The sequence below is a fragment of the Nocardia sp. NPDC056064 genome (assembly GCF_042266925.1).
Classification (GTDB): Bacteria; Actinomycetota; Actinomycetes; order Mycobacteriales; family Mycobacteriaceae; genus Nocardia.
On sequence record NZ_JBHJWO010000001.1, the window covers coordinates 609,582 to 634,337 of the forward strand.

A 24,756-nucleotide genomic window follows, 5' to 3' on the forward strand; every position below is an offset into this window, starting at 1 on the left:
ACCACGTCAGACGGGCTGGGGCAGCAGGCCGGTGGTGACGAAGCCGGTGATGTAGCGGTGCAGGAGGGGGGTGTCGACGCGGGGGCAGGCGACCTCGGTGCCTGCCAGGGCGGTGCGGGTGGCTTCGTCGTCGATGACGAGGTCGCCGCCGCCTGCGCCGAGGTAGTTCTCGGCGATGAGGGCGGCGCGCATGAGGTCGGCGTGGTCGCCGATGCGGTCGGCGAGGCGGTGGGCGGCGTCCTCGACGGCGACGGTGTCGACGGGGTAGCCCTGGTCGCGCAGGACGTCGAGGATGGCCGCGATGGGGGTGGGTTCGCGGTTGACCAGGTGGTAGACCTCGCCGGCGGGGTGGCGGGCGGTGGCCAGGGCGACGATGGCGCGGGCGACGTAGTCGACCGGGGCCAGGGTCACCTTCGCCTCGCCGATCTCGGGGGCCACGCCCAGGTGGGCGGCCGAGCGGATGAGGGTCCAGAAGGCGTCGTCGCTGTTCACGGTGCCGTTGGTGGTGGCGCCCGAGACCAGGCCGGGACGGTGCACGGCCACCGGCAGGCCGCGCCGGGCGGCGGCGAGCACGAGCTGTTCGGCGACCCACTTGCCCGCCATGTACCCGTTGCGGGGCACCTCGGCGGCGGTGATGGCGGCGGCCTCGGTGACGATGCCGGTGTGGTCGATGCCGACCGCGGCGTTCACCGTGGACACGAAGTGCAGCGTCTTCACCCGGGTGGTCACCGCGAGCCGCAGCACCTCCACGGTGCCGCCGATATTGGCCGGGCGCAGCACCTCGTACGGTTCGAGATGGTTCACCCGGGCGCCGTTGTGGTAGATCACCTCGATCTGCCCGGCGAGGGTGGCCCAGTCGTCCTCGGACAGGCCGAGGCGCGGGGCGGCCAGGTCACCGGGCAGCGGGACCACCCGCTCGCGTAGGTCGGTGGCGTCGAGCCCGAAGCGTGCCATGGTCGCGGCCAGGCGCTGATGGCCCGCCTCGATGTCGTCGGCGCGCACCAGGCACCAGATCCGGGCGTCGGTGCTGTCGAGCAGTTCGCGCAGCAGGTGGATGCCGACGAAACCGGTCGCCCCGGTCAGCAGGGCCGTCGCGGAACCGGCGGGTTCGTGCGCGGGCACGAGCAGCTCGGGGGCGAGGCGGGCGTCGGTCTCGAGCATCTCGATCCAGCGCCCGTCGGCCGCCTCGGCGGCCCCGGCGGACAGGGCCGCGGTGATCCCGCGCGGGGTGGCGGCCTCGAAGAGGGTGCGGGCCTCGACGTCGAGGCCCAGGCGCTGGGCGAGTTCGGTGCGCAGACCGAACACCAGCAGCGAGGTGCCACCGAGGTCGAAGAAGTTGTCGTCGACGGCGACCGAGTCCAGGCCGAGCACATCGGCGAACACCTGGGCGACGGCCAGTTCGCGCACGCTCGGGTGGTGGTCGGCGGCGGCGGTGTCGTCACCGGCGGGGGCCGTCTCGGTGACGCGGTGGCGCGGCAGGACCAGCGCCGGGTCGCGCAGCTCGGCGACGGTCGCCTCGGGACGGGCGGTGACCGCGCGCAGGACCCGCAGGTACTGCTCGGCGAATTCCGCGACGGTGGCCGCGTCGAACAGATCGGTGGCGTAGCGCAGGCTCGCGGTGAAGCCGTGGCCGGGGCGTTCGCGCAGGGTGAGGGCGAGGTCGAAGTGGGTGGTGGCCTGCGGGAGGTCGAGCAGGTCGACGGCGAGGTCACCGAGGGTGAGATCCCCGGTGGCGGGCAGGTTCTCGAAGGAGAACACCGCCTGGAACAGGGGGTTGCGGGTGTCGTCGCGCGGCGGGTTCACCGCCTCGACGATGTGGTCGAAGGGGACATCGCCGTGCTCGAGCGCGGCCAGGGTCACCGCGCGGGAGCGGGCGAGCAGCGCAGTGAAGGGCTCGTCCGGGTCGACGGTGGTGCGCAGCGGCAGGGTGTTGACGAACATGCCGACCAGGCCGTCGAGCGACGGGTGCCCGCGGCCCGCGACCGGGGTGCCGACGGTGATGTCGTGGCTGCCCGAGAGCTGGTGCAGGAGAACGGCGAAGGCCGCGTGGCCCGCCATGTGGGCGGTGGCCTGGTGCTCGCGCGCGAGGGTGGTCAGCGCGGCGGCGGTGGCGGCGTCGACGGTGAAGTCGATCGCGGCGCCCGCGCCGTCGGTGCCTGCGGTGCGGACCCGGTCGACCGGCAGGGTCAGCCGGTCGGGTGCGCCGGCGATGGTGCGGACCCAGTGCTCGAGCTGGCGTGCGGCCAGGGAGGTGGGATCGGTGCGGTCGCCGAGCCGGTCGAGCTGCCACAGGGTGTAGTCGGCGTATTGCAGCGGCAGCGGCTCCCAGTCGGGGGTGCGCCGATTCGCCTGTGCCGCGTAGGCCAGCGACAGGTCCGCGACGAGCGGGCCGTGCGACCAGCCGTCGGCGGCGATGTGGTGGGCGACCAGCGCCAGCACGTGGTCCTCGGCGCCGAGCCGCCACAGGGTCAGCCGGAACGGGATGTCGGTGGTGACGTCGAACGGGGCGGCCACCTGTGCGGTGAGCGCGTCGGCCAGGCCGTCCTCGGTGAGCGCGATCGGCGCGAAGTCGTGACCGGCCAGCGCCTCGTCGACATCGAGAATGCGTGGGCGAGGCCCGGATTCGCTCGCGGGGTAGATGGTGCGCAGCACCTCGTGGCGCCGGACCACCGCGCGCACCGCGCCCACGAGCGCGTCGTGGTCGAGGTCGCCGCGCAACCGCAGTTCGAGGGGCAGGTGGTAGGCGGCCGACTCGCGGTAGAGCTGGTTGAGCAGCCACATCCGGGTCTGCGCGGGCGCGAGCGAAAGATGCCGGGGCCGTGGGCCCGCCACCGGTGCGGCGGTGGTGCCGGTCTCGGCGAGACCGGCGGCCAGTGCGGCCACCGTGGGCGCGTCGAAGACGGCCCGCACGGAGACACCGAGCCGGGCGGCGACCTGGGTGGCGGTGAGCGAGGTGCCGCCGAGGTCGAAGAAGTCGTCCTCGGCCCCGACCTGCTCGGCGCCGAGGACCTCGGCGAAGGCCGCCGCGACCGCGCGTTCGGCCGCGGTGCCCGGTGACCGGAATCCGGTGCGGCCGAAGTCGGGTGCGGGCAGCTTGCGGGTGTCGAGTTTGCCGTTGGGGGTGAGCGGCAGGGTGTCGAGCACGACGTAGGCGCTGGGCCGCAGGTAGGCGGGCAGCAGTTCGGCGATCCGGTCGCGCACCTCGGCGGTGTCGAGGGGGTGGCCGGGGTCGGGCACGAGGTAGCCGACCAGGTGGGCGCCGCGCCGGTCGGTGTGCGCGGTGACCACGGCGCGGGCGACACCGGGCAGTCCGGCCAGGGTGGTCTCGATCTCGCCGGGCTCGATGCGGTGCCCGCGCACCTTGATCTGGAAGTCGCTGCGGCCGTGATAGATCAGCGCGGGGTCCGGGCCCGCGGTGAGCGTCACCAGATCGCCGGTGCGGTACAGGCGCCCACCCGCCGGACCGAAGGGATCGGCGACGAAGCGCGCCGCGGTGAGCGCGTGCCTGCCGTGGTAGCCGCGGGCCAGGGCGGGGCCGCCGACGTAGAGCTCGCCGATCGCGCCGGGCGGCACCGGACGCAGCGCGGCATCGAGCACCACGGCGTGGAAACCGCGCAGCGGGGCACCGATGGTGACCGGCGTGCCCGGGGTGAGTCCGGCGATGGTGGCGATGTCGGTGGCCTCGGTGGGCCCGTACCCGTTGCGCATCAACCGGTTCGGCGACCACGCGTCCACCAGGTCGGCGCGGATGGCCTCACCGCCGACACCGAGCACCGCCAGATCCGGCAGCTCGGCCGGATCGAGGGTGGCCAGCACGGCCGGGGTGATGATCGCGTTGGTGACCCGCTCACGCCGCATCAGATCCGACAGGTCGGGCCCCGCCATCACATAGCGGGACGCGACGACCAGGGTCGCCGCCCCGGCCAGCCCGCACAGGATCTCGCCGACGGCCATGTCGAAACCGGGGGAGGCGTGGTGCAGGGTGCGCGCGTGCGGGCCCAGGTCGTAGCGGTCACGGCGTTCGGCGGCGAGGTTGGCGAGACCGCCGTGGGTCACCAGCACGCCCTTGGGCAGGCCGGTGGAGCCGCTGGTGTAGATGAGGTAGGCCGGGTGGTCGACGCGCAGCGCGGCGGGCCGGTCGGCATCGGTGACCGGATCGGCGCGGTGGCCCGCGGTGGTCGCGGGTTCGTCGAGCGGCAGCCACTGGATCGTGCCGGGCAGCGAGGAGCGGTACGCGCCGGTGGTGACGCCGAGGGTGGCACCGCAGTCGCCGAGGATGTGGGCGATGCGCTCGGGCGGATAGTTCGGGTCGATCGGGACGAACCCGGCACCAGCCTTGGTGATCGCCCAGACGGCCGCGACCGACTCGGCCGAGCGCTCCACCGCCATCGCGACCAGGGTCTCGGGCCCGGCGCCCGCGGCCAGCAGCGCACGGGCCAGCCGGGTGGTCTCGGCGTCGAACTCGCGGTAGGTCCAGCGCCGGTCGCCGTGGACGATCGCGACACCGTCCGGATTGGTGGCGACCGCGGTCTCGATCAGGGCGGCCAGGGTCGACGGCGTGACCGGCTCGGCGCCGCGCCACGGGACCAGCTGTGCGGTCTCGGCATCGGTGAGCAGCGGCAGCGCGCTGACCGGGGTCGCCGGATCGGCGGTGACGAAAGCGGTGAGGAACCGCAGGAACCGGCGCAGGTGGGTGTCGAGTTCGTCGGCGCGGTAGCGGTGGCGGTTGGCCTCGAGGTCGATGCGCAGCCGCCCTGCCGCGCCGGGGTACAGGTTCAGCGCGAGGTCCTCGACCGGGCCGGTGGACAGCACGTGCAGGGTGCCGTGCGCGGCGCCGAAGCTCACCTCGGGCTGGAAGTTCATGATGTTGACGGCCGGGCCGAAGCCCAGCGAGCGCATCGAGCGGCCCGCGTCGCGCCACATGTCCGCGCCGCGATAGCGCTGATGACGCAGTGCGCCGGTCAGCCTCGCGCGCGCCGCGGTCACGGCGTTGCCGACGGTGCCGTCGACCGGGCAGTGCAGCGGCACGATGGTGGAGGTCATGCCCGCGCATCCGCGCAGCGCGGCGGTGGTGCGCGCGGTCATCGGCAGGCTCAGCGAGACGGCGCCGGTGCCGGTCATCCTGGCCAGGTAGGCGGCGAAGGCGGCCACGATCATCGGGGCGTTGCCCGGACCGTCGGCGCGTTCGCGCAGCGCGGTCACCAGGGGGGCGGGCAGGTCCGCGCCGGTCAGCCGCGGCAGCGGGTCGGGATCGCCGGCGCGGGCGGCCAGGGTCACCGGCTCGGGCAGCTCGGCGAGCTGGGCGCGCCAGTACTCGCGGTCGGTTCCGAAGCGGCGCGAGGCGCGATAGTCCAGGTCGGCGGCGGCCAGCAGCGACGGCGAGTCGACGGTGTCGCGCGGCGGCTCGGTGCCCTCGACCAGGGCGGCGTAGTGCAGGGCCAGGCGTTCGTGCACGCGCATGCCGCCGAAACCGTCCAGGGCGATGTGATGGGCGCGGGTGTAGAGGAAACGGCGGTCGTCACCGACGAGCAGAATCGTGGTGTACATCGGCGGATCGACCGTGACATCGAGGGGCGTCTGCTGGTCGGCGCGCATCCACGCCAGCGCGGCGGCCTCGGGGTCGGCCTGCTCGCGCAGGTCGATCACCTCGATCTCGTCGCGGACCGCCGGATCGTGGATCTGCCCGGGCTCGCCGTCGACGACCACGAAGCGCTGATGCATGCCCAGATCCCGGCCGGTACGCCGCGCCGCCTCCTGGTGGGCGACCAGATCCAGCGGCCCGGTGAGGTCGACGTACTGGGCGATGGTGAGCGGCACCTCACCCAGCAACTGCTGGGCGAACCAGACCTCCCGCTGTGCCGCGCTGAGCGGCCGGACTTCCTGCGCGGGGCCGAACGAACTCATGGTGCCACTGCCCTTCAGACGAAACATGCAGAATGAAGGTTAGCCTAAGCTTGCGGTGGGTACCCGGTGTGGCTACCAGAATCGCGGCGTGAGCCCCCAGTCGGTGAACTCGGCGGACAGCAGGTCCTGCAGGGCCGCGCGGGTCGGGAACCGGTCGGGGTCGGCACCGGTGACGACGAGGGTGACGGTGTCGTCGTCGCAGGAGAACGCCAGATTCACCCCGACCTCCACCTGCCGGAACAACTCCACCGGCCCGGGATTCACCACCGGCCGCATGATGACATCGCGTGCCCGGTGCGGCCCGAGTCGCGCGATGTTCTGGGCGGTGCGGCCCATATTGGTGCACAGGCATTCGGGCGCCTTGGCGGTGCGGGCGAACTTGTGCAGCACCACCTTCGGCAACAGCATCTGCACCGGCTGCAGGTGCTGGATCGGCGGAATCGTCGCCGGGTCGCGATAGGCCAGGCCCGCGGCCTTGAGCGCGGCGCGGACGGCGGGCAGGTCGGCGCGCTGCCCGGCGCGGTGGGTGACGCTGATCGGCAGGCCGGTGGTGGCATTGGCGCGCGGATCGTCGGCCTCGCGCATCGAATGCGGGATGTCCACGCGTACCCGCGCGCCGTCGGCGACCCGGCCGCTGCGCCCGAGCAGTCCCACCGCCACCCCGATGAGCAGGCCGTTGGTGGTGCCGCCGTGGGCCGCGGCGACGGCGTCCCAGGCGTCCAGATCGAGCTGGACGATGGTCTCGGCGGCCTGCCAGGTCTCGGCGTGCGGCAGTCGCGGCTCGGCGGGGCGCGGATTGCGCGCGGGCTCGCTGACGCCGCGCGCCCGCCGCGCGGCCCGCACCCCGCGGGCGACGGCGCGCAGTTGACCGCGGGCGTCGGCCAGATCGGCGGCCCACCGGCCCGCACCCGCCACAGGACCGACGAGCCGTCCGGCGCTGCTCGCTCGATCCGGCTCCTCGCCGCGGGCGAGCCGGTCGAGGGAATCGACGATGGCGTGCATCATCCCGCCGCCGTCACAGGCGACGTGCGAGGCCACCAGCGTGACGACCGTGCCACCGGAGGCGGTGTGCGCGCCCGCGAGCTGCCAGACCAGGCCGCGTTCGGGATCGAACTCCACCGCGGCCTGCTCGAGGAACCAGTCCAGCACCCGCTCGTCGGGGATCGGGGCGTCCGCCCAGACCAGCGGCAGCGCTTCGGTCGCCGGTTCCCAGTGCGCCCGCGCGAACGGGAAGCGCGTGGTGCGCACGCGGCGGGCGATGAACCCGGTGGCCAGGTGCGCGTGCCAGCGTTGCAGCAGCGCGCGGTCCAGCGGCTCGTCGAAGCGGTAGGCGAGCTGGTTGACCAGGGCGTTCGGGTAGAGGCTGTGCAGCTTGAAGAACAGGTCGTCGTCGGCGGTGATCCGGTTGAGGCCGGCGGGCCCGGCGGCCACCGCGACGGCGGGGGAGGTGACGGTCATGGAGAACTCCTCAGCGGGAACGGAGAGTGCGCACTGTCAGCGGCGCGAAGACGGCGACCACGACCACCGAGGCCACCAGCGACCAGCAGGCATCGCTGCCCACCGTGCCGTCGGCGGCGAGGGTGCGCACCGCCGAGACCAGATAGGACACCGGGTTCACGTCCGAGACGTGCTGCATCCAGGTGGGCATGGATTCCTCGGGGACCAGTGCGTTGGAGGCGAAACCCAGGAAGGTCAGCACCAGCATGCACATGCCCTGCACGGCCGCGGGCCGGGCGATGGTGGCGCCGATGAAGGCGAACAGCCAGCTGATCGCGGTGGTGGCCAGCACCACCAGCACCGCCCCGGCCAGGAATCCCGCGGTGTGTTCGGGGCGATAGCCCATGCACAGGCCCACGATCACCACCGTGGTGGCTGCGATCAGGTACCGGACCATCCCGGCCAGCAGCGCACCGGCGACGGGTGCGGAGCGGGCGATCGGCATGGCCACGAAGCGGTCGAAGACTCCGGAGTGGATGTCCTCGGACAATTGCACGCCGGTGGCGACCGAGGAGGTGAGCACGATCTGCACCAGCACGCCCGGGATCATGATCGGCAGGTACGCCTGCATGCTCCCGGCGATGGCGGTGCCGAAGATGCTGCCGAACAGGACCGGCCCGACGATGGGCAGCAGCAGCGCGTCGTAGAGCAGCTGCGGGCTGTGCCGGAAGGTGAGCAGCCCGCGCCAGGCCATCATCAGCGAATGGGTCACGGCGGCAACGGGTCCGATGCGGGTGACGCGCGGGGCGCGCACGACCCGGGTGGGCGCGGGAGCGGTCTCGGTGGTGACGGTCATGGTTCTCCTCAGGCCGCGTCGGCGGTGTGCGCGTGGCCGGTCAGGGCGAGGAACACCTCGTTGAGATCGGGCCGGTCCACCGCGAAACCGCGCAGGCCGATGTTCGCCGCCCGGCAGGCCGCGACGATATCGGCCGCGACGGCCACATCGGTGAGGGCGACGGTGAGCGTGCCGGTGGAGGACCCGTCGGGAATCCGGCCGGTCAGTTCCTGCACCAGTGCCTCGGCCCGGCGCTGGTCGGCGGTTTCGGGGACGTCCAGGCGCAGCACCTGGTCCCCGATCGAGGACTTGAGTTCGGCGGCGGTGCCCTCGGCGACCAGCGTGCCCCGGTCGATGACCGCGATCCGGTCGGCCAGGGCGTCGGCCTCCTCCAGGTACTGCGTGGTGAGCAGGACGGTGGCGCCCCGCTCGATCAGGCCGCGCACGATGCCCCACATGCGATCGCGGGTGTGCGGGTCCAGGCCGGTGGTCGGCTCGTCCAGGAAGATCAGCGGCGGCACGGTGATGAGCGTGGCGGCCAGGTCGAGGCGGCGGCGCATGCCACCGGAGAACGCGCTGACGCTGCGCCGGGCGACCGCGGTGAGCTCGAACTCCTCGAGCAGTTCGTCGCTGCGCCGGGCGGCCGCTCGCCGGGACAGGCCGAGCAACCGGCCGAACAGCCGCAGATTCTCTCCGGCGGAGAGGGTTTCGTCGACGGAGGCGTACTGGCCGGTGAGCCCGATCATCGACCGCACGGCGGTCGCGTCGCGCACCACGTCGTAGCCGAACACCTCCGCGCTCCCCCGATCGGGACGCAGCAGGGTGGCCAGCATGCGCACCGTGGTGGTCTTGCCCGCGCCGTTGGGGCCGAGCACGGCGAAGACGGTCCCGGCCTCGATGCTGAGGTCGACGCTGCCGACGGCGGTGAAATCACCATAGGACTTGCCCAGTCCGCGGGTGCGGACGGCGATGTCGGTGCTCATTGCGGCCTCCCCGCGTGGTCGAATTCGGGTGTCGGAACGCGCAGTGGCAGCAGCGATTCCACCGCGTCGGCGGCGCGCGCGGTGCCGTCGGCGGGGAAGTGGCGCGCGTAGGCGGCGGCCCGCGCGAGGACGGCGGGTTCGGCGACCTGGTCCAGCAGCGCCGAGAGCGCCTCCGCGTCGAGCGCGGCGGCGGGCCGGGTGACCGCCAGGCCGAGCCGGGTGAGCGCGCGACCCCAGTACGGCTGATCGGCCTGCACCGAGCAGATCACCTGCGGCACACCGGCTCGCAACGCGGCGGCGGTGGTTCCGGCGCCACCGTGGTGCACCGCGGCCAGGCAGCGTGGGAAGACCGCCGCGTGGTCGACCTGCGCGACGACGGCCACCTCCGGCGACACCTCCGGGGCGATCCCGGCCCAGCCCGCCGCGAGCAGGAGCCTGCGCCCACGCCGCGCGCACACCGCGCGCAGCATGGCCACCAGGGCGGCGGGATCGTCGACGGCCATCGACCCGAAGCCGACATAGATCGGCGCGGTCCCCGCGTCGAGCCAGGCGGTGAGCGCGGGATCGGCGGGCCCGGCGAGGAATCCGTCGCCGTCCACGGCGAACCCGGTGACCGGATGACGACCGGGCAGTTCGGCGGCCAGGCCGGGGAACAGATCGATGTCGTAGGCCTGGATGGAGACGCGGTCCGGCAGCGGATGTTCGACGATCCCGAACTCGGCCAGCGGCTCGGCCAGCGCGGCGTCACGAGCCCACCGCAACCCGGACCAGATCCGGCGATTGAGCCCCCGCGGCATGCGGGCGCCCCAGCCGGTGGGGATCACCGGCACGGAACGGCTCGGGTGGATCGGGAAGAAATGCACTGCGGCCAACGGCAATCCGACCCGCCGCGCCACCTTCTCGGCCGCTTCCTCCCCGGCCATCCCGGTCACCAGCACATCGTGTCCTGGGGCCAGCGCGAGCAGATCTCGCACCGCCTCGGCCACACCGCGCCGCTGCAGATCCAGCACCGCGCGCATCCGCTGACGCGGTGACATGCTGCGGAAGCGGCGATCCTCGTGCTGGGTGCGCAGCAACTCGGCGCTGTCGCGGCCGAAACCGACCGCGGGAATGCCGTGCGCGGTGGCGAAACCGACGAGATTGGGCGAGAGGGCCAGGGTCACCGCGTGCCCGCGAGCACGCAGCTCGCGGGCCAGCAGGATGCCGGGCTGGGCGTCGCCCCGGCTCCCGGTGAAGGCCAGCAGTGCGCGCATCAGCCCGCGATCGCCGCCGCGGTCGCGGTCCCGGCGGAGGTGGCGTCGGCGACGGGTGCCGCGATCGTGGTCACCGCGTAGAGCGCGCGGGCGAATTCGGTGAGGAAGCGGTCCATCACCTCGGCGGGCAGACCTGCCGGGTAGCGGGTGGACAGATACAGCCCCTCCGGGCCGCGCACCACCCAGAAGTAGACCTCGTCGGTGGAGTAGGACACCGCGCGCAGGGTCCGTCCGCGCAGGTCGGCGACCAGTTCGTAGTCCGGCAGCATGCGGATGTCGAGGAAGGAGGCGCCGTAGACCGGGCCCTCCACCGCGCCGACCATCGCCAGCGAACGGCCCCAGGAGGCGTCGTTGCACAGGTGCGCGCGCTTGAGCGCGCCGCGGGTGGCCTCCAGCGCGACACCCATGTCGGCGCCCGGCGGCAGGGTGACGTCGACCGGGACGACATTGACGAACCAGCCCATCGACTCCAGCCAGCTCAGATCCGGCCGGGTGGCGATCGGCATGACGGTCCGGAAACGGTCCTCGCCGAACACCTCCCGGCTCGCCGTGGCCAGCGCGGCGAACACCGCGACCGACAGCCGGTGCCGGATCCGGTCCAGCGCGCCCTCGACCTCCTCGAGCTGCGCCAGGTCCAGCAGCGTGCGCGAGACGCTGGGCTGGGCGTGCTCGCCGTCGAGCTCGGCGACCTGGCCCGCGGCGAAACGCGGCATGGGCGAGCCCGGGGTGCCCAGGAACTCGCGCCACACCCCGACGGCGGGGGAGTCGGGGGCGAGTTCCTCGGCGGCGGCGCGCTCGAAGACCGCGTAGTCGGCGGCGCTGCCGAAGGTGGCCGAGTCGCGGATCTCGCCGCCGGTGGTGACCGCGGTGTAGAGGGTGCGCAGTTCGAGGATGAGCACGGCCTGGGAGTAGGCGTCCAGGACGGAGTGGTCGGCGCCGACGAGGACGGTGAAGTCGTCGGTGTCGTGGGCGACCGTGGCCACCAGCAGGTGCGGCCAGATCAGCGGCGAGAGGCGCAGTTCCAGTGTGTCGCAGAGGAATTCGTTGATCAGCTCACCCTCGGTGAGATCGGGCACGGCGGTGGCGGTGACCCGCACGGTCCCCGGGTCGGTGGTGATCCGGTGGTAGCCGCCGTCGCCGGTGGGGGCCACGGTGGTGCGGAAGCCTTCGTGGCGGTCGTGCCACAGCTCGAGGGTGCGAGCCCAGGCCGCGGCGTCGAGCGGGGCGTCCATCTCGAAGATCGTGCCGATCCAGCGGCCACGTCCCGGGCGCGCGTCCTCGGGATCGAGGAAGCCGAGGTACTGCTCGTGCACGCTGGCCAGCGGCCGATCGTCGTCGCACCAGGCGTCGGGGGCGGTGACTTCGGGAGTCCAGAGCGACAGGTCGCCGGAGCGGATCTGGAATTCGGAGAGATGGGTGTATTCCATGCGGACTGACCTCATGACGCACTGCGAGCCGCGAACGGCGCGCACGGAGATGCGGTGGACGCGGTTGCGTCACCGGGAATGTTGCTCTGGATCCCGCACCGGATATCGCCGGCGAACCCTGGGCTACCTCGGAGTCTATAACTCTGAGAGTTTTCTGAAACGTGTCTTAGTCAGAATTTAGAGATGTGAAGTAACTCACCTTCTGATTGCTTCGGAATGCCACACTAACCCGGGGCCCCTGGCGTATGGGGCTTTTTGTTCAGGCCGGTGCGGAGCCGCCGTACTCGGCGAGCACCGTGCCGTGGCGGACCACGCCGGACAGGCCGGGAACCTCGCGCGGCGGGGTCCAGGTGCGGAAGCCGTCGTAGCTGTCGCTGTACAGGTAGCGGCCCTCGGTGTAGGCGTCGAGGTAGAGGCGATAGCCGCCGTCGCCCAGCCGGACCACCGACTGTCCCTCGCGCGGGCCGCCCCAGCCCGCCCAGTCGCCGCGGGCGATGACGGTGTACGGGCCGAGCGGGCGATCGGCGACGGCCAGTTCGACGAGCTTGGTGTCCTCGTTCTTCACGAAGGCGAACACGCGTCCGTCCCGGCGGACGAGGGTGGTGTCGATGTAGCCGAGCGAGCCCGGCCCGCTGGGGCCCAGTCCCAGCATCGGCAGCGGGGGCGCCCACTGGGTGAGCCCGGCGTCGAGCGGGATCAGCAGGTGGGGGGTGAACCCGTGACCCCAGGTCAGCGAGACGATGATGCCGACGCGGCCCGCGGCGTCGGCATACCACTCCGGTGCCCAGGCACCCTCCAGCCTGCCCGCGACCAGCATCGGCACGTTCGCCACGAAGGTCCAGGTGATCCGGTCGCGGCTGCGGGCCACGCCGATCGCGGTGGCGTCCCCGGCCACGGTGTAGGTGAGGTAGTACCAGCCGTCGGTGTGCAGCAGGATGCTGGGATCGCGGACCAGGCCGACCGGCGGGGTGAACGCGTGCTCGCTGACCGGCGTGAACGTGGTGCCGTCGAAGGACTCGTACACCGCCAGGACGGTGTCGTCGTCGGCGCGGAAGCCGGTCATCGTGTAGCGCACCGGCGCGCGGTCCTGGTCGGGGCCGACGCCGGGGCCGAGCGAGGACTGCGCGCGCACCGGGGCGGCTGCCAGCAGCGGCAGTCCGGCGAGCAGGGTGAGAACCGATCGGCGCCCCACGATGATGGCCATGACCGGGGATTATCCGGCCGGGCGGCGGCGGGCGGCGGCAGGCGCGCCGGGTCAGCGGGTAATGGCCACCGGCTGCGCTGTGGGCGCGAGGGGGTCGTCGTCGAGCGGCATGCGCGCGTCGACGAACAGGCCGATCACCCCGATCGACAGGCACACCGCGGAGATGGTGACGGCCATCGGATGGGTGTCACCCGCCAGCGATCCGGCCAGCACCACCGTCGCGATGGTGCCGGGCGCCGAGCCGGCCACCGTGGCGACCAGGTACGGCAGCACCCGCACCGAGGACAGTCCGCAGCAGTAGTTGACCACCGAGAAGGGGGCCAGCGCGATCATCCGCAACGCCGCCACCGCCAGCCAGCCGCGCCGGGCCAGCCGCGCGTCGATCGCGCGGACCGCCGGATGGGTCAGATGTGCCGCGACCCGGTCGCGCCCGAGCGCTCGCACACCGAGCAGTGCGATCGTGGCGCTCACCGCGGTGGCCGACAGCGCGAGCAGCGAACCGAGGACCGGGCCGAACAGCACGCCGCTGGTCACCGTGAGGACGGTGCGCGGTACCGGCGCGACGGCGACGAGGGAATAGAAGAGGAAGAACAGCACCGGCAGCAGCGGACCCGCGCCCCCGGCCCAGTCCCTGATCTGCTGCGGGCCGGGCAGCGGGACCAGCATCGCCACCACGAACAGCGCGGCCACCCCGGCCAGGGCCAGGAGCAGGCGCGGGGAGCGGATCAGTCGGGACACCCGGGTAAGCGTACCGGCCGGTAGGGGATGGCCCGAGCGAGCGGACACAGTGTCACAGTTAGCATCGAGGACGAACCGGCCTCATCCCGGTTCGTCGATGGAGGAGAGAGCAGCAGCTATGCCGATTGGTTCAGAGTCCGGGGCGGGACTCGCACCGGATCCGGTGCCCGAGTACCCCGCATGGCGCAAAGGTGTGGCCGGAGTCCTGGCCAAGGCGCGGCGGGTCGAGGCGTCCGAGCTTCCCGCGGAGCCCGAGCACCTGCTCGACGAGACCACCTACGACGGGCTCACCATCGCCCCGCTCTACACCCGCCGCGACGAGCTGCCCGAGCAGCCGCTGCCCGGCGCCTTCCCCTATGTGCGTGGTGGCGACGCCACCCGCGACCCGCAGCGCGGCTGGTTCGTCGGCGCGTTCGCCGGGGAGGACGACGCCGAGGCCACCAACCGGGCGATCCTGACCGGGCTGGAGAACGGTGTCAGCGCGGTCGCGCTGGGCGTCGGTCCCTACGGCGTGGCCGTGGACGGCATCCCCGTCGCGCTGCGCGGACTGCTGTACGAGCTGGCCCCGCTGACTCTCGTCGCCGGGCCCGCCACGGCCGCCGCCGCCGCGAAGGTGTTCGAGATCCTCGACGGCTACTCGATCGCCGATCGCGCGCAGATCCGGGTCGGCCTCGGCGCCGCCCCGCTGACCAGCGCGTTCACCGGCGCCGACGACCTGGACCAGGCCGAGACCCTCGCCCTGGCCGTGCAGGCCGCCGCCCGGCCCGAGACGGTGCGCGCGATCACGGTCGACGGCATCGCCTTCCACAACGCGGGTGCCGCCGACGCGCAGGAGGTGGGCGCGGCCGTCGCCGCGGGCCTGGCCTATCTGCGGCTGCTCACCGGCGCCGGGGTCGACATCGCCGACGCGTTCGGTCAGCTCGAGTTCCGCTTCGCCGCCACCGACGACCAGTTCGCCACCATCGTGAAATTCCGTGCGGCCCGGCGCCTCTGGGCGCGCGTGGCCCAGGTGTGCGGCGCCCCCGCCTTCGGTGCCGCACCCCAGCACGCGATCACCTCGGCCGCCATGATGACCCAGCGCGACCCGTGGGTGAACCTGCTGCGCACCACCCTCGCCGCCTTCGGTGCCGGTGTCGGCGGTGCCGACTCGGTCACCGTGCTGCCCTTCGATTCGGCGCTGCCCCCGGGCGAACTGGGCGTCTCGACGACGTTCTCCCAGCGCATGGCCCGCAACACCCAGCTGCTGCTGCTCGAGGAATCCCATCTCGGACACGTCCAGGACCCGGCCGCCGGTTCCTGGTACGTCGACGCGCTCACCGACGAACTCGCCGCCAAGGCCTGGGAATTCATGCAGGAACTCGAGGCCGCGGGCGGCTATCTCGCCGCGCTGGAGTCCGGGGTCCTCGCGGCGCGCATCGCCGAGACCGCCGCCACCCGCGCCGCCGATGTCGCCCACCGGCGCGCCGCGGTCACCGGCGTCAACGAGTTCCCCAACCTGGCCGAGGCGCCGCTGTCGGAGCAGGCGCGCGAGCCGGGCCCGAATGCCCGCTACGGCGCGGCCTTCGAGGATCTGCGCAACCGGTCCGACGCCTACCTGGCCGCCACCGGCGCCCGCCCGAAGGCGCTGATCGTGCCGCTGGGCGCGGTCGCCGAACACAACGCGCGCACCATCTTCACCGCGAATGTGCTCGCCTCCGGCGGCATCGAGTCGGTCAATCCCGGCCCGCTGGCCGTCGACGCGATCGCCGCCGCCGCCACGGAATCCGGCGCGCGCATCGCGGTGCTGTGCGGTGCCGACAAGCGCTACGGCGAGCAGGCCGGTGCCGCCGTGGACGCCCTGCGCGGTGCCGGAGTCGAGACCGTGCTGCTGGCCGGACCGGAGAAGTCGGTCGCGCAGTTCAGTGGCGCGCAGCTGCCCGACGGGTACCTGACCCTGCGCATCGACGCGGTCGCGGTCCTGTCGCAGCTGCTGGAGAAGGTGGGAGCCTGATGACCACGTCCGATATCGAGCACATCGTCGGCAGTTTCGCCGAGGTCCCGCTCACCGAGCACGCGCCCATCGCGGCCGAGGTCGGCGCCGAGCAGGTGCGCGAGTTCGTGGCCGGGGCCGCCACGGCCAACCACACCACCCCCGAACAGCTGGTCTGGTCGACTCCCGAGGGCATCGACGTGCCGCCGGTGTTCACCAAGGCCGACCGGGACGCCGTTGTCGCGCAGGGCTATCCGCTCGACACGGTGCCCGGCGTGGCGCCGTTCCTGCGTGGTCCCTATCCGACCATGTACGTCAACCAGCCGTGGACCATCCGCCAGTACGCGGGCTTCTCCACCGCCGCCGACTCCAACGCCTTCTACCGCCGCAACCTGCAGGCGGGCCAGAAGGGCCTCTCGGTCGCCTTCGACCTGGCCACCCACCGCGGCTACGACTCCGACCATCCGCGCGTGCAGGGTGATGTCGGTATGGCCGGTGTCGCGATCGACTCGATCCTCGACATGCGCCAGCTCTTCGACCAGATCCCGCTGGATCAGGTGTCGGTCTCGATGACCATGAACGGCGCGGTGCTGCCCATCCTGGCGCTCTACGTCGTCGCCGCCGAGGAGCAGGGCGTCACCTCCGAGCAGCTGGCCGGAACCATTCAGAACGACATTCTGAAGGAGTTCATGGTCCGCAACACCTACATCTATCCGCCCAAGCCCTCGATGCGGATCATCTCCGACATCTTCGCCTTCACCAGCGCCAAGATGCCGAAGTTCAACTCGATCTCCATCTCCGGCTACCACATCCAGGAAGCCGGAGCCACGGCCGATCTGGAACTGGCCTACACCCTCGCCGACGGCGTGGAGTACATCCGGGCCGGTATCGCCGCGGGCATGGACGTCGACAAGTTCGCCCCGCGCCTGTCGTTCTTCTGGGCCATCGGCATGAACTTCTTCATGGAGGTCGCCAAGCTGCGCGCGGGCCGGCTGCTGTGGAGCGAACTGGTCTCGAAGTTCGAGCCCAAGAGCGCGAAATCGCTGTCGCTGCGCACCCATTCGCAGACCTCCGGCTGGTCGCTCACCGCGCAGGACGCCTACAACAATGTGGCGCGCACCTGTATCGAGGCCATGGCCGCGACCCAGGGCCACACCCAGTCGCTGCACACCAACGCCCTCGACGAGGCCCTCGCCCTGCCGACGGACTTCTCCGCCCGCATCGCCCGTAACACCCAGCTGCTGATCCAGCAGGAGTCCAACACCACCCGCCCGATCGACCCGTGGGGCGGCTCGTACTACGTGGAGTGGCTCACCCACCAGCTCGCCGAACGCGCCCGCGCGCACATCGCCGAGGTGGAGGCGCACGGCGGTATGGCCCAGGCCATTTCGGAGGGCATCCCGAAGCTGCGCATCGAAGAGGCGGCCGCGCGCACCCAGGCGCGCATCGACACCGGCCAGCAGCCGGTGATCGGCGTCAACAAGTACCAGGTGGAAGAAGACCAGCAGGTCGAGGTCCTCAAGGTCGAGAACTCGCGCGTGCGCGCCGAGCAGATCGAGAAGCTGGAACGCCTGCGCGCCGAACGGGATTCGGTCGCGGTCGAGCAGGCGCTGGCCGACCTGACCCGCGCCGCCGCCTCCTCCGAGGGCGGCATGGAGAACAACCTGCTCGCCCTGGCCATCGAGGCCGCCCGCGCCAAGGCCACCGTCGGCGAGATCTCCGATGCCCTGGAGAAGGTCTACGGCCGCCATCAGGCCGAGATCCGTACGCTCTCCGGTGTGTACCGTGACGAAGCAGGCAAGGCGTCCAATATCGGCGCCGCCATCGAGCTGGTCGAGGAGTTCGCCGCCGCCGAGGGCCGTCGCCCGCGCATCCTGGTCGCCAAGATGGGTCAGGACGGCCACGATCGCGGCCAGAAGGTGATCGCCACCGCGTTCGCCGACCTCGGTATGGACGTCGATGTGGGCCCGCTGTTCCAGACCCCCGAAGAGGTGGCGCGCCAGGCGGCCGACAACGACGTGCACATCGTCGGTGTGTCCTCGCTGGCCGCGGGTCACCTCACGCTGGTGCCCGCCCTGCGGCAGGCGCTGGCCGATGTCGGCCGCCCCGACATCATGGTCATCGTCGGTGGGGTCATCCCGCCCGGTGACTTCGACGAGCTGTACGAGGCGGGCGCCGCGGCGATCTTCCCGCCCGGCACCGTCATCGCCGACGCGGCCATCGATCTGCTGCGTAAGCTGGGTGCCTCGCTCGGCCACGAGATCGGCGGCGGAAACCCGGAATGAGCGCTCAGCGCGGGGACGCGCATCCCCGGCTCGGTACCACGGCGGGCGTCGGCGCCCCGCGCAACGAAGGACGCGCCGTGACCAGGGCAGTCCGCACCATCGACGTCGGTGCGCTCGCCCAGGGTATTCGGGACGGGCAGCGCGCGGCGCTGGCCCGGGCCATCACCCTGGTCGAGTCGACCCGTGCCGACCATCGGGAGCTGGCCCAGCAGTTGCTGCTCGCGCTGGGCACCGAGGCGGGCACGGTCGTGTCGAACCGGGTCGGCATCACCGGAGTGCCCGGCGTCGGCAAGTCGACCTTCATCGACGCGCTCGGCATGTACCTGCTGGGCAAGGGACATCGGGTGGCCGTGCTCGCGGTCGACCCGTCCTCCACCCGGACCGGCGGGTCCATCCTCGGCGACAAGACCCGGATGGCGCGGCTGTCGCTCGAGGCCGACGCCTTCATCCGGCCCTCGCCGACCGCGGGCACGCTCGGCGGTGTCGCCAAGGCCACCCGCGAGACCATCGTGCTGCTCGAGGCCGCCGGCTACGACGTGATCCTGGTGGAGACCGTCGGCGTCGGCCAGTCCGAGGTGACCGTCGCCAATATGGTCGACGTGTTCTGCTTCCTCACCCTGGCGCGTACCGGAGATCAGTTGCAGGGCATCAAGAAGGGTGTCCTCGAGCTGGCCGAGCTGGTCGCGGTGAACAAGGCCGACGGCAAGCACGAGATGGAAGCCAAGAGCGCCGCGCGCGAACTCCAGGGCGCGCTGCGCCTGATCCACCCGCACGACGCCCTGTGGCGCCCACCGGTTCTCACCATGAGCGGCCTGGAAGGCCAAGGGCTGGATAAGTTCTGGGACACCGTCCTGGACCACCGCCGTGTCCTCACCGACGCCGGCGAGTTCGCCGAGAAGCGCCGCAGGCAACAGGTCGACTGGACCTGGACCATGGTCCACGATCAGATCCTGCGCCGCCTGGCCGACAATCCGGAGGTCGCCGCCGTGCGCTCCGGGATCGAATCCGCGGTCCGCGAGGGCACCCTCACACCCGCCCTCGCCGCGCAGCGGATTCTCGAAGCCTTCGACTCCTGATCCGGTTTGCTGAATCGTCCGATCACTGCCTGTTCGCGGACCGGTGATCGGGCATCAGGCCAGTTGGCACGGCATGATAGACCGCGCTCTCCGGATTTGCCAGCTGTTGCCTGCGGTGAAATTCGTGGACCGTGGAAGGTGGAAGTGACAGCCTGCGCTCTAGGAGGCACCGATGGCGATCTTCCACCGGGACCGCACGATCGGCAGCGATCGCACCCCCGAGTACGCCACGCGAGGTGACGACGGCCGCTGGCGGCTCACCTGGCTCCCCGAGCGCCCCCTCACCCGCGAGCAGGCCATCGCGGGCCTGCGCCTGGACGAGATCATCAGCGACCCCGCCCTCGTCAACGACCGCATGGCCATCGCCGAGGCCACGAGCTGCGCCGACCGCATCGGCATCATCCTCGAACAGGCCGTCATCCGCCTGTGGAAGCGCACCTTCACCGCCCTGACCCTGTGCGCCCTCGTGCTGACCCGCCTGCGTCTCACGCCCGCCGCCTCGGCCTGAATGCCCGGACCCGGCGGCATCGTTCGAGGTCGCGGGTCAGCCGTGGCCCATGGCACTCATGTCCATGGGTGCGGGCTGCTGACCGGGGGCCAGGACGAGGAACTGGCCCATCATGCCCTGGTCCTCGTGGTGCAGCAGGTGGCAGTGGTACATGTACGGGAACGTCGGGTCGGCGTGATCGGTGAAGCGCATGGCCAGGGTGTAGGTGCGGTAGGGCTCGGTGTAGACGGTGTCCTTCCAGCCGGACAGGGCCGGGGGTGGCGGGTTCCCGTCGACGGCGACGATCTGGAATCGCACGTCGTGGACGTGGAAGTTGTGTGGCCAGTTGTCCTTGTTGCGGACCGTCCAGACCTCGGTCGCGCCGAGCGGGATGGTCATGTCGATGCGGTTCATGTCCATGCGGCGGTTGTTGATCATGAACCACTGCAGGTCGAACGATCGGTTCGGCGCACTGTCCGGGGCGACGAGGGGGAGCAGGGGGATCAGGGTCGCGGGGAGAGCCGGTGCGGGGCGCAGGGTTTCGGCGGCGCGCAGCACCAGGATGTCGAAAGCGTCGTCGAAGCCGAACTCGCGCGCCCGGTCGATACCCGCGCGCTCGGTGATGGGCAGGGACCGTACCGTGACGTTCTTGCCGGGTGACATCGTCACCACGATCTCGGCCCGTTCACCGGGACTCAGCTGGATATCGGTGAGCCGCACGGGTTCCGGGAGCAATCCGCCGTCGGTGCCGATCAGATCGAACCCCCGTCCGTCGGCGAGCGCGAGCCGGTAGAGCCGTCCCGACGACCCGTTGAGCACCCGGAGCCGGACCCGCTGCGTGGTGACGGTGAAGTGGGCGCCGGCGATGCCGTTGGTGACGATGGTGTCGCCGAGCAGGCCGACATCGGTGGGATCGGATTCGTCCAGCGCGCCACCGGCGGTGAACCGGCGGTCCTGGACGACCAGCGGAATGTCGTCGACTCCGTAGTCGTGCGGGAGGTCCAGCGCGTCGGTGTCCTCGTCGTCGATCAGGAAGAACCCGGAAAGCCCCCGCTGGACATGCTTTTCGGTGGCACCGTGCGGATGCGGGTGATACCAGAGCGTGGCGGCGGGCTGCTGGATGGTCCACTCCGGTGACCAGGTCGCCCCGGGCGCGATCATCTGATGCGGACCGCCGTCGAACCGGGCGGGAACGTGCATGCCGTGCCAGTGCACGGAGGTGGCTTCGGGAAGCGCGTTCGTGACGGTGACCGCGACCCGCTCCCCGCGCCGGGCACGCAGGGTGGGCCCGAGGACGTCACCGCTGTAGCCCCAGGTCGGGGTGCGCGTCCCGCGGACCATCTCGGTCCCGCCCTGCTGGGCTCGCAGGGTGAAGCGACGAACTCCGTCGGCGCCCACGACCGGGGCGGCGAGCGGCGGAACGGGCAGTGGACGCGTGGCAGCGGCGGGTGCCGCGGTGCGCACCGCGCAGCCCGTCGCCGCGATCACCGGTGCCAGGGCCATACCGGTGAGAAAACCTCGTCGCGAGACCACGCGTACTCCTTCGTATACCGACGATCCAGAGGGGAGATTCCAGCCTGGACCAGGCGCGACGCCGGAAACTCCGCCGCGTGGCCCGGTTCCCGTGCCGGATTCCGCCCGCCCGGCCCTTGCGGACGCGCCGACTGCGTGCTAGGTCCTGTCTGACAAATGATTACCCGTGGACTCGCGGAGCCAGAGGATCAAGGAAGCCAGGACAACTTCGGCACGGTAGCGGTCGCCGAGCTTGTCGAACCGGGTCGCGATCGCGCGGAACTGCTCGAGGCGGGCGAAGCATCGTTCGACGACGTTGCGGTCGCGGTAGGTGACCTTGTCGAAGGCCGGCGGCCGGCCGCCGAGGGCTCCGCGTCGGTGGCGGTTCGCCGCCTGGTCGCGGCGCTCGGTGATCGTGGCAGCGATGCCCCGGCGCCTCAGCAGATGGCGGATGGCCCTGCCGGAATACGCCTTGTCACCCAGCACACGGTCCGGTGTCGTGCGCGGGCGGCCCGTGCCGAGGCGCGGGGTTGCGGATGCCGTCGAGGACCTGGCCGAACGCCGTCGCGTCGTTGACGTTGCCGGGCGTGAGCACAATCAACAGGGGCAGGCCCCGGCCATCGACGGCGAGATGGACTTTGGTGGTCAGTCCGCCTCGGGAGCGGCCGAGGGCCTGACGCGCCTGCGAGCGCCCCGGATCTTCCAGTTCGTCCCCGTTCGCATCCCCTTTTTGCGGGCGCCGACTGCGTGCTGGTGGACTCGGTAGGCGGTCTGCCACGGCCCGAACCGGTCGGGAAGATCCCGCCACGGAGCCCCGGTCCGCAGCCGCCACAGCACCCCGTTGACCACCTGCCGGTGATCACGCTACGGACGGCCCCGTCGGTCCACCTGAGGCAAAAGGGGCTCTATCCGCCTCCATGCCGCATCCGTCAACTCACCTCGACCTGCCACAAGATCAATTATCAGACCGGCTATAGAGTCCTGCCCGTGGCAAATCATCAGGACGAGACCAGGACGGCCTACGACGGTGTCGTTGAGTTGTACGCGTCGCTGTTCTCAAACCGGCTGGAGACACAGCCCTTCTCCCGGGCCATGATCGGCACCTTCGCCGAACTGGTGCGCGCGACGGGCAACCTGCGGACAGCGGACGTCGGGTGCGGGCCCGGACATCTGACAGCCATGCTGCACGAACTCGGCCTGGACGCCTTCGGACTAGACCTCGCCCCCGGCATGGTCGACCACGCTCGGCAGGCCCATCCGGCGCTGCGCTTCCAAGAATCGCGGATGGAATCCCTGCCGATCGAGGACGCCGCGCTCGGCGGCGTACTGGCCCACTACTCAATGATTCACACCCCTCCGGGAGAACTACCGGAGCTGCTCGCCGAACAGGTACGCGTCCTGGCACCGGACGGTCTGCTCCTGGTCTCCTTCTTCGGGACTGACGGACAAGAACCGGTCCGGTTCGACCACAAGGTGGCGCCCGCCTACAGCTGGCCGGTGGATCGCCTCGCCGAACTGCTGGGCGATGCTGGGCTCGATCCCTTCGCCCGGCTGCTCCACAATCCATCCTCTGATCGGGGCTTCCTCGACGCCCATCTACTGGCCCGCCGTTCGTAGCCACTGCCTAGTCCCCCCCAGCCGATCGGCGCACCTCCGTATTGCCGGCTCAGCCGAATCTCGCTGATCAGACCGGAGTTGTCAGACACCCCCTAGCGCCGAGATCAGGTCACCAGGTCACCTACCGTGGGGGCGTGATCGAGACCCCGACCCGTGCCGCCCGGCTGCTGCGTGTGCTGCCGCTGGTGCTGATCCCGGTCCTGCTGCTGGCCAGCACGTATCCGGGCCAGTACCGGGTGCCCGCGCACTACTGGGCGCTGGCGCTGACGGCGGGTGTGGTGTTCCTCGCCGGGGCGCGATGGCCGCTGGTCACCTCACTGACGCTGTCGGCGCTGGCCGTGCCGATGCTGCGGACGCCCGCGTGGGGCGTGTCCGGGCTGGTGCCGTATCTGGGGGCCGTCGCGCTGGTCGACGTCGTCGCGCGCACCCACCGGAGGTCGACGGTGTGGGTGGCCACGGCGGGCTGGACCGCCGCCGTGGTGCTGGGCCGGGTGGGGCTGCACGACACCTCCATCGGCCGCGCGTCCACGGTGGTCGAGGCCGCGGCCTATGTGGGCCTGCCGCTGCTGCTCGGGCTGTACCTGCGCGGGCAGCGCGATCTGGCGGCGAACCTGCGGATGCGCGCGGCCGACGCCGAGGCCCGCACCCGCGTCGACGAACGCGCCGCGCTCGCCAGGGAACTGCACGATGTGGTCGCCCACCACATCGCCTCGATCATCCTGCGGATCTCGGTGGCCGGACATGTCGTCCGCACCGCCGACCCGCGGGTGGTCGCCGTCCTCGACGATGTGCGCACGACCGCCGCGGCCGCGCTCGCCGATATCCGCCGCCTGCTCGCGGCCCTGCGCGATCCGGCATTCGGCACCGTCGCCCTCGTCGACACCGACGCGGTCGGCACCGAGATCGCCGCCGCGCTCACCCGCACCCGCGCCGCCGGGTTCACCGTCGAGGCCACGATCGCGGCCGAACTCGGCGGGCTCGACGCGATCACCCGGCTCACCCTGCTGCGGCTGGTCCAGGAGTCACTGACCAATGTCATGAAGCACGCCGATCCCACGGTGCCGGTGCGGTTCTCGATCGGCGCGCGTGGGGGCGGACTGGCGGTCGACATCGCCAGCGGCGGTCACGGACCCGCGGTCGTCGTCGGGCACGGCATCGTCGGGATGCGCGAACGCACCGCCCTGGCCGGGGGCACCGTGTCGGCCGGGCCCGACGGGCAGGGCTGGGCGGTCCACGCCTGGCTGCCCGGCACCGCACGAGACGAGGAACTCGCATGATCACGATCCTGCTCGCCGACGACCAGCGCCTGGTGCGTGCCGGGCTGCGCATGCTCATCGAGGACACCACCGATCTGGCCGTCGTCGGCGAGGCGGCCGACGGAGCCGACGCGGTCCGGCAGTACGCCGAACTCGCGCCCGACCTCGTCGTCATGGACCTGCGGATGCCCGGACTCGACGGTGTCGCGGCCACCCGGCAGATCCTCGCGACGGCACCGCGCGCGAAAGTCCTGGTACTCACCACTTTCGACGACGACGAGCACCTGCTCCCCGCCCTCGCCGCCGGTGCCGCGGGCTATTTCGTCAAGGACACCGAGCCCGCGGTGCTGCTCGACGCCATCCGGCGCACCGTCGACGGTGACCTGATGTTCTCCCCGGCCCTGCTGCGCCGCCTGATCACCCGCGCGATCGAGGCACCCACCGCCGAATCCACCCCGGCGCAACCGGATCTGACCGCCCGCGAACGCGAGGTGCTCCGGCTGGTCGGGCAGGGGTACGGCAATCAGGAGATCGCCGAGCGTCTGCACCTCGGGGTGAGCACGGTCAAGACCCACGTCGCCAACCTGCTCGACAAGACCGGCACCGGCAATCGCATCCGCCTGGCGGTGTACGCCTCCAAGCTCACGGAAGGCTGAAAATCGGGCCGTTGCTTTGTGATCCACCACAGAGCTCGCCGCGATGGTGACGAATCGGTGTGAAACAGGTAACGGCAGTGTGATCCGCCCCGATATTGTGACCGGCCGCACTGAGCG

At 71.7% G+C, this 24,756-nt stretch carries 16 protein-coding genes and 1 pseudogene; 7 read left to right on the top strand and 10 right to left on the bottom strand.

The features are described 5' to 3' along the window. Window positions 1-6: 6 nt before the first annotated feature. The 8 genes from ACFC06_RS02795 to ACFC06_RS02830 form a co-directional block, all read right to left on the bottom strand. Window positions 7-5,904, bottom strand: coding sequence for an amino acid adenylation domain-containing protein (locus tag ACFC06_RS02795; protein WP_375927191.1), 5,898 nt, complete (start codon window positions 5,902-5,904; stop codon window positions 7-9). Window positions 5,905-5,976: 72 nt separating this feature from the next. Continuing rightward, complete coding sequence (locus ACFC06_RS02800) at window positions 5,977-7,362, bottom strand: hypothetical protein (RefSeq protein WP_375927192.1); 1,386 nt, start codon at window positions 7,360-7,362, stop codon at window positions 5,977-5,979. Window positions 7,363-7,372: 10 nt separating this feature from the next. After that, window positions 7,373-8,197 (bottom strand): ABC transporter permease, encoded by an 825-nt coding sequence (locus tag ACFC06_RS02805; RefSeq protein WP_375927194.1) that lies wholly within the window; start codon window positions 8,195-8,197, stop codon window positions 7,373-7,375. Between the two features lie 8 nt (window positions 8,198-8,205). Next, the gene (locus ACFC06_RS02810) at window positions 8,206-9,159 is read right to left on the bottom strand and encodes an ATP-binding cassette domain-containing protein (RefSeq protein ID WP_375927196.1); all 954 of its coding nucleotides are present in this window, start codon (window positions 9,157-9,159) and stop codon (window positions 8,206-8,208) included. After that, a complete protein-coding gene (locus tag ACFC06_RS02815) occupies window positions 9,156-10,412 on the bottom strand; it encodes a glycosyltransferase (RefSeq protein WP_375927198.1) in 1,257 nt (418 codons plus the stop codon). Before ACFC06_RS02815 ends, ACFC06_RS02810 begins: the two co-directional genes overlap by 4 nt. Then, window positions 10,412-11,839 (bottom strand): condensation domain-containing protein, encoded by a 1,428-nt coding sequence (locus ACFC06_RS02820; protein WP_375927200.1) that lies wholly within the window; start codon window positions 11,837-11,839, stop codon window positions 10,412-10,414. Before ACFC06_RS02820 ends, ACFC06_RS02815 begins: the two co-directional genes overlap by 1 nt. Window positions 11,840-12,098: 259 nt before the next feature. Next, a complete protein-coding gene (locus ACFC06_RS02825; RefSeq protein ID WP_375927202.1) occupies window positions 12,099-13,043 on the bottom strand; it encodes a hypothetical protein in 945 nt (314 codons plus the stop codon). A gap of 51 nt (window positions 13,044-13,094) precedes the next feature. Continuing rightward, window positions 13,095-13,781 (bottom strand): TVP38/TMEM64 family protein, encoded by a 687-nt coding sequence (locus ACFC06_RS02830; protein WP_375927204.1) that lies wholly within the window; start codon window positions 13,779-13,781, stop codon window positions 13,095-13,097. Window positions 13,782-13,899: 118 nt separating this feature from the next. Between ACFC06_RS02830 and ACFC06_RS02835 the strand changes: the two genes are divergently transcribed. The 4 genes from ACFC06_RS02835 (at window position 13,900) to ACFC06_RS02850 (ending at window position 19,619) form a co-directional block, all read left to right on the top strand. Then, the gene (locus ACFC06_RS02835; protein ID WP_375927205.1) at window positions 13,900-15,771 is read left to right on the top strand and encodes a methylmalonyl-CoA mutase family protein; all 1,872 of its coding nucleotides are present in this window, start codon (window positions 13,900-13,902) and stop codon (window positions 15,769-15,771) included. Beyond that, entirely contained in the window at window positions 15,771-18,035 is a 2,265-nt protein-coding gene (gene scpA, locus ACFC06_RS02840) for a methylmalonyl-CoA mutase (RefSeq protein ID WP_375927207.1), read from the top strand. Before ACFC06_RS02835 ends, scpA begins: the two co-directional genes overlap by 1 nt. Beyond that, entirely contained in the window at window positions 18,032-19,111 is a 1,080-nt protein-coding gene (meaB, locus tag ACFC06_RS02845; protein WP_375927209.1) for a methylmalonyl Co-A mutase-associated GTPase MeaB, read from the top strand. Before scpA ends, meaB begins: the two co-directional genes overlap by 4 nt. A gap of 172 nt (window positions 19,112-19,283) precedes the next feature. Continuing rightward, on the top strand, window positions 19,284-19,619 hold the full coding sequence (locus ACFC06_RS02850) for a hypothetical protein (RefSeq protein WP_375927211.1): 336 nt from the start codon (window positions 19,284-19,286) through the stop codon (window positions 19,617-19,619). A 36-nt stretch (window positions 19,620-19,655) separates the two neighbouring features. Here ACFC06_RS02850 and ACFC06_RS02855 read toward each other — a convergent pair whose 3' ends face one another. Together ACFC06_RS02855 and ACFC06_RS02860 are read right to left on the bottom strand one after the other, a co-directional pair. After that, the gene (locus tag ACFC06_RS02855) at window positions 19,656-21,101 is read right to left on the bottom strand and encodes a multicopper oxidase family protein (RefSeq protein WP_375935162.1); all 1,446 of its coding nucleotides are present in this window, start codon (window positions 21,099-21,101) and stop codon (window positions 19,656-19,658) included. Window positions 21,102-21,269: 168 nt separating this feature from the next. Continuing rightward, window positions 21,270-22,076 (bottom strand): annotated as a pseudogene (locus ACFC06_RS02860) (IS5 family transposase). A gap of 21 nt (window positions 22,077-22,097) precedes the next feature. On the opposite strand from ACFC06_RS02860, the gene ACFC06_RS02865 reads away from it, so the two are divergent. The 3 genes from ACFC06_RS02865 to ACFC06_RS02875 all read left to right on the top strand — a co-directional run bounded on the left by ACFC06_RS02865 (window position 22,098) and on the right by ACFC06_RS02875 (window position 24,639). Further along, window positions 22,098-22,727, top strand: coding sequence for a class I SAM-dependent methyltransferase (locus ACFC06_RS02865; protein ID WP_375927213.1), 630 nt, complete (start codon window positions 22,098-22,100; stop codon window positions 22,725-22,727). 134 nt (window positions 22,728-22,861) lie between these two features. Continuing rightward, a complete protein-coding gene (locus ACFC06_RS02870) occupies window positions 22,862-24,004 on the top strand; it encodes a sensor histidine kinase (protein WP_375927215.1) in 1,143 nt (380 codons plus the stop codon). Further along, a complete protein-coding gene (locus ACFC06_RS02875) occupies window positions 24,001-24,639 on the top strand; it encodes a response regulator (protein ID WP_375927216.1) in 639 nt (212 codons plus the stop codon). The genes ACFC06_RS02870 and ACFC06_RS02875 overlap by 4 nt, the downstream gene beginning before the upstream one ends. Window positions 24,640-24,756 lie beyond the last annotated feature (117 nt).

Coding starts and splice junctions, on each gene's coding strand:
- ACFC06_RS02800 (WP_375927192.1), bottom strand. CDS start 7,362: ATGACCGTCACCTCCCCCGCCGTCGCGGTGGCCGCCGGGCCCGCCGGC.
- ACFC06_RS02810 (WP_375927196.1), bottom strand. CDS start 9,159: ATGAGCACCGACATCGCCGTCCGCACCCGCGGACTGGGCAAGTCCTAT.
- ACFC06_RS02805 (WP_375927194.1), bottom strand. CDS start 8,197: ATGACCGTCACCACCGAGACCGCTCCCGCGCCCACCCGGGTCGTGCGC.
- meaB (WP_375927209.1), top strand. CDS start 18,032: ATGAGCGCTCAGCGCGGGGACGCGCATCCCCGGCTCGGTACCACGGCG.
- scpA (WP_375927207.1), top strand. CDS start 15,771: ATGACCACGTCCGATATCGAGCACATCGTCGGCAGTTTCGCCGAGGTC.
- ACFC06_RS02835 (WP_375927205.1), top strand. CDS start 13,900: ATGCCGATTGGTTCAGAGTCCGGGGCGGGACTCGCACCGGATCCGGTG.
- ACFC06_RS02825 (WP_375927202.1), bottom strand. CDS start 13,043: ATGGCCATCATCGTGGGGCGCCGATCGGTTCTCACCCTGCTCGCCGGA.
- ACFC06_RS02820 (WP_375927200.1), bottom strand. CDS start 11,839: ATGGAATACACCCATCTCTCCGAATTCCAGATCCGCTCCGGCGACCTG.
- ACFC06_RS02875 (WP_375927216.1), top strand. CDS start 24,001: ATGATCACGATCCTGCTCGCCGACGACCAGCGCCTGGTGCGTGCCGGG.
- ACFC06_RS02855 (WP_375935162.1), bottom strand. CDS start 21,101: ATGGCCCTGGCACCGGTGATCGCGGCGACGGGCTGCGCGGTGCGCACC.
- ACFC06_RS02815 (WP_375927198.1), bottom strand. CDS start 10,412: ATGCGCGCACTGCTGGCCTTCACCGGGAGCCGGGGCGACGCCCAGCCC.
- ACFC06_RS02795 (WP_375927191.1), bottom strand. CDS start 5,904: ATGAGTTCGTTCGGCCCCGCGCAGGAAGTCCGGCCGCTCAGCGCGGCA.
- ACFC06_RS02850 (WP_375927211.1), top strand. CDS start 19,284: ATGGCGATCTTCCACCGGGACCGCACGATCGGCAGCGATCGCACCCCC.